11 protein-coding genes are annotated in these 12,358 nt (G+C 77.2%); 7 read left to right on the top strand and 4 right to left on the bottom strand.

Features of this window, described 5'->3' with window-relative positions; translation table 11 throughout:
- The first annotated feature begins 37 nt into the window (after positions 1 to 37).
- Positions 38 to 3,028, top strand: coding sequence for a sacsin N-terminal ATP-binding-like domain-containing protein (locus ACI79Q_RS04580; protein WP_456614277.1), 2,991 nt, complete (start codon positions 38 to 40; stop codon positions 3,026 to 3,028).
- Positions 3,029 to 3,083: 55 nt separating this feature from the next.
- Here ACI79Q_RS04580 and ACI79Q_RS04575 read toward each other — a convergent pair whose 3' ends face one another.
- Both ACI79Q_RS04575 and ACI79Q_RS04570 read right to left on the bottom strand, forming a co-directional pair.
- The gene (locus ACI79Q_RS04575; RefSeq protein ID WP_456598716.1) at positions 3,084 to 3,455 is read right to left on the bottom strand and encodes a hypothetical protein; all 372 of its coding nucleotides are present in this window, start codon (positions 3,453 to 3,455) and stop codon (positions 3,084 to 3,086) included.
- Positions 3,456 to 3,664: 209 nt separating this feature from the next.
- Positions 3,665 to 3,988 (bottom strand): hypothetical protein, encoded by a 324-nt coding sequence (locus ACI79Q_RS04570; RefSeq protein ID WP_456588435.1) that lies wholly within the window; start codon positions 3,986 to 3,988, stop codon positions 3,665 to 3,667.
- Positions 3,989 to 4,195: 207 nt separating this feature from the next.
- On the opposite strand from ACI79Q_RS04570, the gene ACI79Q_RS04565 reads away from it, so the two are divergent.
- The 3 genes from ACI79Q_RS04565 (at position 4,196) to fabG (ending at position 6,747) form a co-directional block, all read left to right on the top strand.
- Positions 4,196 to 4,600, top strand: a complete 405-nt coding sequence (locus tag ACI79Q_RS04565) for an STAS domain-containing protein (protein WP_456588436.1) — start codon at positions 4,196 to 4,198, stop codon at positions 4,598 to 4,600.
- A 117-nt stretch (positions 4,601 to 4,717) separates the two neighbouring features.
- Positions 4,718 to 5,929, top strand: a complete 1,212-nt coding sequence (locus tag ACI79Q_RS04560; protein WP_456596608.1) for an acetyl-CoA C-acetyltransferase — start codon at positions 4,718 to 4,720, stop codon at positions 5,927 to 5,929.
- Positions 5,930 to 5,976: 47 nt separating this feature from the next.
- Positions 5,977 to 6,747, top strand: a complete 771-nt coding sequence (gene fabG, locus ACI79Q_RS04555; RefSeq protein ID WP_456588438.1) for a 3-oxoacyl-ACP reductase FabG — start codon at positions 5,977 to 5,979, stop codon at positions 6,745 to 6,747.
- A gap of 72 nt (positions 6,748 to 6,819) precedes the next feature.
- Here the strand turns inward: fabG and ACI79Q_RS04550 are convergent, their stop codons facing one another.
- A complete protein-coding gene (locus ACI79Q_RS04550; protein WP_456612397.1) occupies positions 6,820 to 7,686 on the bottom strand; it encodes a DUF1206 domain-containing protein in 867 nt (288 codons plus the stop codon).
- A gap of 35 nt (positions 7,687 to 7,721) precedes the next feature.
- On the bottom strand, positions 7,722 to 8,573 hold the full coding sequence (locus ACI79Q_RS04545) for a DUF1206 domain-containing protein (RefSeq protein ID WP_456614276.1): 852 nt from the start codon (positions 8,571 to 8,573) through the stop codon (positions 7,722 to 7,724).
- A 117-nt stretch (positions 8,574 to 8,690) separates the two neighbouring features.
- On the opposite strand from ACI79Q_RS04545, the gene ACI79Q_RS04540 reads away from it, so the two are divergent.
- Genes ACI79Q_RS04540 through ACI79Q_RS04530 form a run of 3 tightly spaced genes read left to right on the top strand, consistent with a single transcriptional unit; the run spans position 8,691 to position 12,288 of the window.
- Entirely contained in the window at positions 8,691 to 9,353 is a 663-nt protein-coding gene (locus ACI79Q_RS04540) for a hypothetical protein (RefSeq protein ID WP_456614275.1), read from the top strand.
- 42 nt (positions 9,354 to 9,395) lie between these two features.
- Positions 9,396 to 11,018, top strand: coding sequence for an SIR2 family protein (locus tag ACI79Q_RS04535; RefSeq protein ID WP_456588442.1), 1,623 nt, complete (start codon positions 9,396 to 9,398; stop codon positions 11,016 to 11,018).
- A gap of 40 nt (positions 11,019 to 11,058) precedes the next feature.
- Positions 11,059 to 12,288, top strand: coding sequence for a cytochrome P450 (locus ACI79Q_RS04530; protein WP_456614274.1), 1,230 nt, complete (start codon positions 11,059 to 11,061; stop codon positions 12,286 to 12,288).
- The last annotated feature ends 70 nt before the right edge of the window (positions 12,289 to 12,358 follow it).

The raw sequence follows: 12,358 nt of genomic DNA, 5'->3' as shown, positions 1-12,358 counted from the left end.
ACCCGGGGGTGACCGGGCGGCTCTAGGGTCCGTGCGCATGGCCGCCAGCACCCCCGGGGACCCCCGCGACCCGTTCGGCACGGCCGGGCTGCGGCGCCGGGTGCTCGCGGCCTGGGCCGACTCGCCGGCCCGGTTCCGCGAGGACGCCAACGCCGAGGAGGACCTCGTCCGGGGTGGCTACCGCGACCGGCTGCTCGTGGAGCTGGCGCAGAACGCCGCGGACGCCGCGCTGCGGGCCGGCGTGCCGGGGCGGCTGCGCCTGCTGCTGGCCGGCGACGAGCTGCGGGCCGCCAACACGGGGGCGCCCCTGGACGCCGGCGGGGTCGTGGGCCTGGCCACGCTGCGTGCCTCGGCGAAGCGGGACGCCCCCGCCGCCGTCGGCCGGTTCGGCGTGGGGTTCGCCGCGGTGCTGGCCGTGAGCGACGAGCCGGCGGTGCTCTCCCGCACCGGGGGCGTCCGGTTCAGCGCCGGGCGTACGCGGGCGGAGGTGGCGGCGCTGCCGGAGCTGGCCGCCGAGCTGGCCCGCCGGGACGGCGCGGTGCCGGTGCTCCGGCTGCCCTGGCCGGCCGCCGGTGCGCTCCCGGAGGGGTTCGACACCGAGGTCGTGCTGCCCCTGCTCCCGGGCGCGCGGGACGGCGTCGTCGCGGCGCTCCGGGCGCTCCCGGCCGAGCTGCTGCTGGCGCTGCCCGGCCTGGCGGTGGTGGAGGTGGTGGTCGACGGCGCCCGCCGCGTGCTGACCCGGGAGGGGAGCGCGCCGGAGGTGCGGATGACCGAGGACGGCGTGCCGACGCGGTGGGCCGTCGCCGAGCGGTCGGGTGAGCTGCCGCCGCAGCTGCTCGCCGGTCGACCGGTCGAGGAGCGCGAGCGCCGGGCCTGGACGGTCGCCTGGGCGGTCCCGCTGGACGACGCCGGGCGACCGCGGCCCCTGCCCGGCCGGCAGGTGGTGCACGCCCCGACGCCCACCGACGAGCCGCTGCCGCTGCCGCTGCGGCTGATCGCGCCGTTCCCCCTGGGGCCCGACCGGCGGCACGTGCTCCCGGGTCCGGTGACCGACCTGCTCGTGGCCGAGTCGGCGCAGGCGCTCGCCGACCTGGTCGCCCGCCTGCCCGCTCACCCGGAGCTGCTGATGGTCCTGCCCCGGCCGGGGCTGGCCGGCGCCGCCCTCGAGGCCGCGCTCACCGGTGCGGCGCTGGAGCGGCTGCGCGCGACCGCGTGGTTGCCGGTGGCCGGCGAGGCGGGGGAGCGGCAGCCGCCCGCCCGCGCGGTCGTGCTGGACGGCGCCACCGCCGAGCAGGTCGCCGCGGTGACCGGGGTGCTGCCCGGGCTGCTGCCGGCGGGCTGGTCGCGGCGCGCCGACGGGCCGGTGCTCGCGGCGCTCGGGATCCGCCGGTCCGGGCTCGCCGACGTCGTCGAGGCGGTGCGGCAGGTGGCCCGCCCGGCCGGCTGGTGGGCCGAGCTGTACGCGGCCTTCGCCGACGCCGACCGGGAGGAGCTGGCGGCGCTGCCGGTGCCGCTGGCCGACGGGCGGACCGCGCACGGCCCGGCCGGGGTGCTGCTGCCCGAACCCGGCCTGCCGGTGGAGCGGCTGGCTGCCCTTCCGCTGCGCCTCGCCGACCCGGCGGCGGCGGGCCCCCGGCCCGCGCGCCGGCTGCTGGAGCGGCTGGGCGCGCGTCCGGCCACGGCGGAGGCGGTGCTCACCGATCCGGCGGTGCGGGCGGCGGTGGCGGGCTCGCTCGACGCGGCCGAGGAGGACGTCGCCGGCGCGCCCGACCCCGAGGAGCTGGCCGACGCGGTGCTGGCCCTGGTCGCCGCCGCCCCGGAGGTCGCCGGTGCGCCGTGGCTGGCCGAGCTGGCGCTGCCCGACGCCGCCGGCGGGTACGCGCCGGCGGGGGAGCTGCTGCTGCCGGGCTCGCCGCTGGCCGCCGTGCTGGAGGAGGGGGCGCTGGGCGTCCTCGACCCGGCCTTCGCCACGGCGGCGGACGCCGCGGCGCTGCGCGCGGTCGGCGTGCTCGACCGGTTCGCCCTGGTGCGCGCGGACGACCCCGACGAGCTCGACGTCGACGGCGCGCTCGACTGGGCCGACGCCGTGCTCGACCGGCTGGCCGGGGAGGAGCCGCCGGTCTGGCCCGCGCTGGTCGCCGTCCGCGACCTGGAGCTGGTGGCCGACTGGCCGGGGGCGCTCGCGCTGCTCGCCACGGCCCCGGCCGAGGCGTGGGCCGACGTCGTCGTCGGTGGTGTGCCGGTGCCGGGCTACCTGCGCTGGTGGCTGCTGACCCACCCGGTCCTCGACGGGCACCGGCCGGACCGCCTGGCGCACCCCGACAGCACCGAGCTCGCCGGCCTGTACGACCCCGCTCCCCTCGGGGAGCCGCTGCTGGGGCTGCTGCGCCCGCCCGCCGCGCTGGCCGACGTGCTGGTCGATCCCGACGGCGCCCGCGACCTGCTCGACCGGCTGGCCGACCCCGCGCGCACGGTCGCGCCCGCGGTGCTCCGCACGGTCCACGCGCGGCTGGCCGTCGCGCTGGACGGGTGGGACGTCGAGCCGCCGGCCCGGGTGCGGATCGCGCCGGACCGGGTGGTGGAGCGTGCGGTGGTGCTGGACGCACCGCACCTGCTGCCGCTGGTGGACCTGCCGGTCGTGCCGGCCGGCGGGGCACCGGGGCCGGTGGCCGACCTGCTCGACCTCCCGCTGGCCGGCGAGCTGGTGCGCCGGCCGCGGGTGACCAGCGAGCCGCTGCGCTCGTCGGCGTGGGCCGAGGTGCCCGGCGCCGCGCTGGCCGCCGCCCGGCTCGGCAGCGGCGCACTGACGGGATCGGTGGCGGTGCACGCACCACTCACCGTCGACGGGCGTCCGGTGCCGTGGTGGCCGGCCGACGACGTCGACCACGTCGATGGCACGCCGGGTGCGCTGGGGCGGGCGCTCGCCTGGCGGTCGGGCGCGTGGGACCTCCGCCAGGCGCTGGCCGAGGCCTTCGCCCTGCCCGACCGCGCCCTCGACCTGGCGGCCGAGGACGCGGTCGGCTGGTGAAGGACCCCGTCCCTCTCACCGCGCGCACGCTCGCGGCGAGCCTCCGGACGGGGCCTCACTGACCCCAGCGGGGGATGGCGGCGGCGCCGGGGGCGTGGCCGTGGGGAGACGGCCGGCCGCCGCCTCGCCGGTTGCCGGCGCTGGCCGCCCCGGGCGCCGGGGACACCGACTGCCAGCAGCGGAACAGCGACAGCCACCGGTCGGCGGTCAGCGCCGTCGGCCGGGTGGTGGGCGCGAGCCCTTCCTGGCGCAGCCAGCGGACGCCGGCCGTGCCGGGCAGCTGGGCCCGCAGGAGCGGACCCAGCGGCGCCGACGGCGAGGCGAGGACGGCGTGGGCGAGGCGGTCGAACGCGGCGGTCTCGTTCTCGGGCAGCGCCGCGCGGGCGTCGGCGGCGGGACCGGAGGGGACGGGGCTGGTGCGGGACACGGGGTGCCTCCGTGGCGGTGCGGTGCGGGGCGTCCCGCGAGCGCGACGAGGCCCGGCGGGGACGCGGGGGAGCGGGCGCCCGGAGGAACCGGGCGCGGACGGCGGGCGGGGGAACCGGCCCGCGGCGCGTCAGCTCAGGAGGTGCGCAGTCGCACGGAGTACCGCATGGGGAGGGACGCTAGGCCGTCGTCGTCCGGCCGTCCAACCATTTACCGGGTGGAGTTCCGCGCCGCCTTGCGCGCCTGGTGCGCCTCCCAGCGAGCGCGGTCGCGCGCCCGGGCGTCGGCGTTGCGCTCCCACTTCTCCTTGCGCCGGCGGGCCCGGGCCAGCTCCCGCTGCTCGAAGGTCGCGTGCGACTCCCAGCCGGAGGCGGCGACGGCCAGGGCCACGGCGGTGAGCGCGGCGATCGCCACCGCGGCCGCGAGGATCAGGTCCAGCACGACGAACGCGCCCACCGCCACCGCCACCCCGGCGACGCAGCCTCCGACGAGCAGGGGGGAGGGGCGGCGGGACGAGGGGCGGGGCTCGGTCACCGGCCCAGTATCCGCCTCCCGCCGGACCTGCGGCGGAGCACCTCGCACGCGTCGGCGTCCGGGCGGCGTGCCGACCCTTGTGCCCCGACCCCGCAATGCCTACGGTCGGAGGTGCGGTTCAGCAGCAGCCGCCAACCCAGTGCTGGTCGTCGTGTCGTTCGCGTCCGCAGGCTCACTGGTCCGGCATCCGCCCCGAGAGGCATATCCGTGACCGCTTCCTCGCTCGACCGTTCGCTCACCGAGTCCACCCCGGTCCCCGTCAGGCCGGACGTCCCCCCGGCGGTTCCCCTCGCGCTCGAGGTGGCCGGCACCGCCGCCCAGCCGCGGCTGACCGTCGCCGGCGAGGTCGACTGCACCTCCGCCCCCCGGGTCGGCGCCGTCCTCGACGAGCTGGTCGACGCCGCGCCCCGCGAGGTCGTGGTCGACCTGACCGCCGTCACCTTCCTCGACTCGGCGGGGCTCTGCACGCTGGCCGCCGCGCACCGGAAGGCGCTGGCCGCCGGTGGGCACCTGCGGGTGCTGGCCGCGACGCGCGCCGTCATCCGGCCGTTGCAGATCACCGGCCTCTGGAGCCTCCTGGCCGGCGAGCAGGTCGACGCCGCCGCCTCCTGACCTCCCGGGTCCCTGCCGGACAGGGGCCGGGGGCGCGCGCCGGTCGCCCGCGGGGCAGACTCGGCGCCACGCGGCGCCGTGCCGGGCGTCGGGAGCGGACGAACGAGGAGGACCACCGTGCGCGATGCGGTCATCTGCGAGCCCCTGCGGACGCCGGTCGGCGGGTTCGGGGGCTCGCTGCGCGACGTCCCCGTCCAGGAGCTGGCGGCGACGGTGATCCGGGCGCTGATGGAGCGCACCGGGCTGCCGCCGGAGTCGGTGGACGACGTCCTGCTCGGGCACTGCTACCCGACGATGGACGCCCCCGCCCTCGGCCGGGTCGCCGCCCTCGACGCGGGCCTGCCGGTGACGGCCTCCGGTCTGCAGATCGACCGCCGCTGCGGCTCGGGCCTGCAGGCGGTCGTCTACGCGGCCCTGCAGGTGCAGTCCGGTGCCTCCGACGTCGTCCTGGCCGGCGGCGCGGAGTCCATGAGCAACGCGCCGTTCTACTCGACCGCGATGCGCTGGGGCGTCAAGCCCGGGCCCGGCGTGCTGCTGGAGGACGGGCTGGCCCGCGGCCGGGTCACCGCCGGCGGCCAGAACCACCCCGTGCCCGGCGGGATGCTGGAGACCGCGGAGAACGTCCGCCGGGACTACGGCATCGGCCGCCAGGAGCAGGACGAGTACGCCGTCCGCAGCCACCAGCGCGCCGCGGCCGCCACCGCCGAGGGGCGGTTCGCCGACGAGATCGTGCCGGTGACGGTGAAGCACCGGAAGGGCGAGACCGTCGTCGACCGCGACGAGCACATCCGCCCCGACTCGAACGTCGAGACCCTCGCCAAGCTGCGCCCGATCCTGGGCAAGAACGACCCCGACGCCACGGTGACCGCGGGCAACGCCTCCGGGCAGAACGACGGCGCCGCGGTTGCGATCGTCACGCACCCGGAGAAGGCCGCCGAGCTCGGCCTGCGCCCGCTGGCCCGTCTGGTGTCCTTCGGGGTGGGCGGCGTGCCCCCGAAGACCATGGGCATCGGCCCGGTGCCGGCCACCGCGAAGGCGCTGGCCCTCGCCGACCTCAAGCTCTCCGACGTCGACCTCATCGAGCTGAACGAGGCGTTCGCCAGCCAGGTGCTCGCCGTCGCCAAGGAGTGGGGCTTCACCGACTCCGACTGGGAGCGCACCAACGTGAACGGCTCGGGCATCTCGCTCGGCCACCCGGTGGGCGCGACCGGCGGCCGCATCCTCGCCACGCTGCTGCGCGAGATGGACCGGCGCGGCGCCCGCTACGGCCTGGAGACGATGTGCATCGGCGGCGGCCAGGGGCTCGCCGCGCTGTTCGAGCGGGTCTGAGCCAGACTCCGTCCGACCGTCCCGAACGAGCCGAGGAGCGCTGCCGCATGTCCACGTCCCCCACCGGTTCCCCCCGCGTCGCCATCGTCACCGGTGCCGCCCGCGGCATCGGCGCCGCCACCGCGCTGCGGCTGGCCCGGGACGGCTTCGCCGTGGCGGTGATCGACCTGAAGGAGGACGACGCCCGCGGCACCGTCGAGGCGATCGAGGCCGCCGGCGGCCGGGCGCTGGCCGTGGGGGCCGACGTCGGCGACGGCGAGCAGGTGCAGGCGGCGGTCGACCGGATCGCCACCGAGCTCGGGCCGCCGGTGGTGCTGGTGAACAACGCCGGCGTCACCCGCGACAACATGCTGTTCAAGATGTCCGACGCCGACTGGGACGTGGTCATGCACGTGCACCTGCGCGGCTCGTTCCTGATGACCCGCGCGGCGCAGAAGCACATGATCGACCAGAAGTGGGGTCGGATCGTCAACCTGTCCAGCACCTCCGCACTGGGCAACCGCGGGCAGGCCAACTACGCCACGGCGAAGGCCGGCCTGCAGGGCTTCACCAAGACCCTCGCGATCGAGCTGGGCAAGTTCGGCGTCACCGCCAACTGCATCGCGCCCGGCTTCATCCAGACCGAGATGACCAAGGCGACGGCCGAGCGCATCGGCGAGGAGTGGGAGTCCTACGTGCAGAAGCGGGCCGCGGCGATCCCGGTCGCGCGGGCGGGTGTGCCCGAGGACATCGCGCACACCGTCTCCTTCTTCTGCAGCGAGGGCGCGGGGTTCGTCTCCGGCCAGGTCGTCTACGTCGCCGGCGGTCCCCGCACGTAGAAGGACCCCCGTGCAGGGCCCCACGCCTCGCATGCTCGGCGTGGGGCCCTGCACGGGGGCCGTTCCAGCACGTCACTGCGACGGGTCGCGGTCGGGGTAGCGGGCGCGGGCGAGGGCGTAGACGCCGAACGCCGCGAATCCGGCCGCGACCCCGGCGAGCAGCCACGGCCCGGCGCTCACCCCGGCGATCGCCGTCATGGCGCCGTCGAGCCCGGTCGCGGTGGAGACGTCGGACGAGGTGGCCGCGCGCCACAGCAGGACGCCGACCAGCCCGAACGCGATGCCCTTCGCCAGGTAGCCGATCCGCCCGAGCGCCTCGATCACCGGCTCCCAGCGGTCGGGGGCGGCGGGCAGGTCGATGTCGCGCATGAAGCCGCCGGTGCAGCCGCGCGCGAACGTGTAGATCCCGACCGCCACCACCCCGGCGGCGACCGCGCCGACCAGCACCGCCCCGCCGGGGATCAGCAGCGTCTCCTCGGTGAGACCGCGCAGCCGCTCGTCGGCCTCGTACTCGAGACCGAACGAGAACAGCAGGGCGGTGAGCCCGAGGAACCCGTACACGGCGCCCTTGACCAGGCACTTGGCGCAGACGACGGCGGTGTGCACCCGGTGCGCGGGGTCGAGCAGGCCGTGCCACCAGAGCAGCACCTCGGCCGCCTGCCACACGGCCAGCGAGAGCATGCCCAGCCCGATCGCGACCAGCAGCAGCCGCCCGCCGGGCCCGCCGGCGACGGTGAGCAGCGCGCCGGTCTGGTCGGCGTCGGCTCCCCGCAGGCCCATCGCCAGGCGCAGCGCGAGGACGGCGATGAGCAGGTGCATGGCGCCGTAGGCGATCAGGCCGGCGCGGGCGAGGTGGGTGAGCACCGGGGAGTCGGTGACCCGGCGGACCCGGTCGACGAGGTCGTGCAGCCGACGAAGGACCCCGCTTCCCCCCACCACTCGCGAGTTCGTGGCGGGACCTCGAAGCGGGGCCATCAGGTGCGCTCGGGGTACCGGGCGCGGACGAAGCAGTAGGCACCGAAGGCGGCGATCCCGACGGCGACGAGCGTCAGCAGCACCGGCCCGGCGGGCGCGGTCAGCAGCGTGTGCAGGGCACCGTCCAGGCCGGAGGCCTTGGCGGGGTCGAAGGTGACCGCCGCCCACACCAGCAGCCCGCCCACGAGGCCGAGCGCGACGCCCTTGGCGGGGAAGCCGACCTGACCGAGCCGGGTGACCAGCCGCCGGGCCGAGGCGGAGCAGCCGGCCAGGTCGATCTCGCGGAGGAAGCGCTTCGTGACGCCCTTGTGGACGAGGTAGCCGCCGACGCCCACGACGGCCAGCCCGGCGGCCACCACCAGCCAGCGCCCGGCGGGCCAGCCGAGGACGCCGGCGGTGGCCTGCTGCTGGGAGCCGGAGCTGCTGCCCTGCCCGCCCCCGGTGGCGAACCGGATCGCCAGGACCGCCAGGGCCAGGTAGACGACGGCCTTGGCGGCGGCCTTGCCCGTCCGCTCCCACGCATTCCTCCGCCGGTCCCCGGACCCGGTGAGCCCGTGCCGCCAGCGGAGGATCTCCGCGGCCTGCCACAGCGATAACGCGACGAGGCCGATGCCCAGGACCCACAGCAGCGGCTCGCCCAGCGGCTGCTCGGCCAGGGTGGCGAGCGCACCGGACTGGTCGGCCTGCTGACCGGTCCGCCCCCACGCGAGCTGCAGCGCCAGCCAGGCGATGAGCACGTGGACCAGCCCGTAGGCGATCAACCCGACGCGGGCGAGGTGCTCCAGGCCGTCGCTGTCGGCTGCCCGTCCCGCGGCGTCCGCGGCCGACCCGGCGCTGCCCTGCACGCTCATCCCCGGTGCCTTCCTGACCTCGGTCCCGTCCGCGTGGAACGCGGCGATGATCAGCGTGGCACGGCCACCGGCCCGGTGCCTCCCCGAGCGCCGGCGGGGGTGAGGGACACTGGGCCCGTGGCGAACGGAACCGGAATCCTCTCGGCCGGCACGGTCAGCGCGGCGACCCCGGAGGTCGCGCGGCGCACCTGGCCGCGGTGGCTGGCGCTGGGCCTCGCGATGATCGTGGTCGCGGTGGTCGCCGTCGTGTGGGAGGCAGCCGGTGCCCGGCTGCTGCTCGGCGCCGTGGGTCTGTTCCTGGCCGTTCGGGGCGCCGTCCTGCTGCGCGGCGCCCGCTCGGGCGCGGTGGCGGGTGAGGTCGCCGGACGGGCGCGGTCGCTGGGCACGGCCGCCGTCGTGGCCGGGGCCGCGGGCCTGGTCGTCGCCGTCGCCTCGGCCTCCCTCTCGGCGGTGGTCCTGCTCGTCGGCGTCCCGCTGCTGCTGCTGGTCACGTCGCTCGGTCTGCTGGGCCGGGGTGGCGCGGCCCGGCGCGGCGGGCAGGCGCTGCTGGTCTGGTCGCTGCTGGTGACCGGGTTGCTGGTGGTCACCGGCCTCGCGCGGAGCTGGGACCGGGCCGCCGACGTGGCGACCGTGGTGGCCGCCCTGGCCGTGGCGGTGCTGGGTGTTCCGCTGCTGGTGGGTGCCGCGAACCTGCGCACGGTGGCCGCGACGCCCGCCCCGGCGCCGGTGCGCGCCGGCTGCGGCGGCTGCGCCTGCGGCGCCGGCGGCTGCGGGTCCTGACCGGCGGCGCATGACCCGCGGGCCGTGGGTATGGGCCCGGCCGTGAGCGGACACGTCTTCGTGGTCGGCGCGGACCTGACGCAGCTCTCCTGCGACGACGTCCTGGTGCCGACCGACCGCTCGCTGCGGGTGGCCCGCGACTGGTGCTCCCTCCTGCCGGAGGAGCTGATCACCGACCGGCAGGCCGACGGGAACTGCGTCGGACTGTCGTGGTCGGGGGACGAGCGGGTGCTCGAGGTGCCCGACGAGGGTCCGCGCCGCGCCTGGCTGGTCGACACCGTCGACGGGGGCGCGGACGGGTCGGGGAGCCGGGGGCTGTCCTGGTTGCTCGACGGGGCGCGCGAGGCGCTGGCGGCGGTCGCCCGGCGCGAGGTGCCCGAACCGGTGCACGGACGCGCGCGGCGGCTGGTGGGGCTGCCCGCGCTGGGCACCGGCTGGGGTGGGGCCGCCGGCGAGCGGGGGTCGTTGCTGCAGCAGTTGCTGCCGGTGCTGCGGGAGGCCGCCCAGGAGCACGGTTTCGACGTCGCCCTGGTGCTGCGCCGGCCCAGCGACCTGGCCGCCGCCCAGCGGGTCCGCCGGGGCGAGGAGGAGGGCTGGGACCTGCCCGGGCACCTGCGGGAGCTGGCCGAGGACCTGGGCGACCGGGCGCGCCGCGGCCAGCTGGCGCTCTTCATCGGTGCCGGGGTCAGCGCCGCCGCGGGGCTGCCGACGTGGGAGCAGCTGGTCGACGAGCTGGCCGCCCGATCGGGTCTGGACGACGAGCTGCGCGCGGGGCTGACCCGCCTCCCCGCCCAGGACTCGGCGGCGCTGCTGGCGCGTGAGCTCGGGGCGGAGGAGCTGACGGCGTTCGTCCAGGAGCGGTTCGGTCCCGGGCCCTACGCGCTGGCGCACGCGCTGATCGCCGACCTGCCGGTGCAGGAGTTCGTGACGACCAACTACGACCCGCTGGTCGAGCTCGCCGCCGACGACATCGGCCGGCAGGTGACGGTGCTGCCCTTCGACGAGGCCCGGCCGGGGGCGCCGTGGCTGCTGAAGCTGCACGGGGACGCCGCGCACCCGGAGAGCGTGGTGCTGACCCGGGAGGAGTACCTGCAGTTCGGCAACACCGGCGCCGCGCTGGCCGGGGTGCTCCACTCGCTGCTGCTGACCCGGCACGTGCTGTTCGTGGGCACCTCGATGCTGGACGACGACCTGATCCGGATCGCCCACCAGGTGCGCACCGCACTGCAGACCCAGGGGTCGGGGACGGCCCGGCGAACCGGCACCGTGCTGGCGCTGCGGGAGGACCCGGCGCGCGCCCGGCTGTGGGAGCAGGACGTCCAGACCGTGGCGATGAGCCCGGCCGACGCCTCGCCGGCCGAGGCGGCGCGCCGGCTGGAGGTGCTGCTCGACCTCATCGGCTGCCTCTCCACGCCGCCCACCGGCTACCTGCTGGACCCGGCGTACCGGGGGCTGCTCAACGACGAGGAGCGCGCGCTGGCCGAGGCGCTGGCCGGCGTCGCCGAGGTGCTGCCCGACGACGCCTCCTCCCACGTCGCGCACGAGGTGGCCGGGCTGCTGCGCCGGCTGGGGCACGGGAGCTCCGCCGCCGACGGGGACGACCCGCCCGCCGACGTCGCCACCCGGCCCCGCGACGACCGGACCCAGGAGCAGCGGTCCGGCTGACCACGGTTGTCCCCGCGCGCGGGTGGGCACCGCAGCATCCATGCCACGACTGGAGAACAGCCTGAAACTGCTGTCCAAGGGCTACGGCTGGCTGCCCGACGAGCGCCGCCGGGCCGGGAAGCACGCGGTCGGCGTCCGGCTGGGCGGGCTGCCGGCCGTCGGCATCGAGGGTCCCGAGGCCGCGCGTTTCCTCTACGACGAGGACCACGTGCGCCGCTCGCACGCCATCCCCGAGCCGGTGCAGGGCACGCTGTTCGGCAAGGGCGCGGTGCACACGCTCGACGGCGAGATGCACCGGGTGCGCAAGGCCATGTTCATCGCGCTGCTGATGCGCGAGGACGGCATCGCCTCGCTCGTGGAGCGCACCACCGCTGCCTGGGACGCCGCGGTGCCGGAGTGGGCCGCCCGTCCGCAGATCGTGCTGTTCGACGAGGCGAGCCGGGTGCTGGCCGGCTCCGTGGCGCGCTGGACCGGCGTCCCGGTGCGCGACGAGGAGGTGCCCGACCTGGCCCGCGACATGGTGGCGATGGTCGACGGCTTCGCCACCGGCGGGCCGCGGCACTTCCGGGCGCGGCGGGCCCGCGGCCGCCGGGAGAGGTGGCTGACCCAGCTGGTGCAGGACGTGCGCAGCGGGCGGACCCGGGTGGAGGAGGGGACGGCGGTCGACGTCGTGTCCCGGCACCGGGACGCCGACGGCACGCAGCTGCCGGCGAACGTGGCGGCGGTGGAGCTGCTCAACATCATCCGGCCGACGACGGCGGTCGCCTGGTTCATGGCCTTCTCCGGGCACGCGCTGATCCGCTGGCCCGGGAACCGGGAACGGCTGGCGGCCGGGGACCCGGCGTTCGCCGAAGCGTGGGCGCACGAGGTCCGGCGGTTCTACCCGTTCGCCCCGTTCATCGGCGGCCGGTCGCCGCAGCGCAACGAGTTCGCCGGCGAGGAGATCCCGCAGAACGCCATGGTGCTGCTGGACCTGTACGGGCAGAACCACGACCCGGCGCTGTGGGACACCCCGTACGCCTTCCGCCCCGAGCGGTTCCTCGACCGGGAGATCGGGGAGTTCGAGCTGGTGCCGCAGGGCGCCGGCGACCCGCGCACCAACCACCGCTGCCCGGGGGAGCAGATCACCGTCGCGCTGCTGTCGGCGCTCGCGGTGCGGCTGGCCCGGCTGGACTACCAGGTGCCCGACCAGGACCTGGAGATCGCGCTGCACCGCATCCCGGCCAAGCCGAAGAGCGGCGTCGTCCTGGCCGTCCGCGGCAGCGTCTGAGCTGTTCCGGGGACAGTCTGCCGCTGAGTGCACCTGCACTCAGCGGCAGACTCCGTGGGACACGGTGCCG

The organism is Blastococcus sp. SYSU DS0828 (genome assembly GCF_054050975.1).
This window is presented reverse-complemented; position numbering and strand designations above follow the sequence as displayed.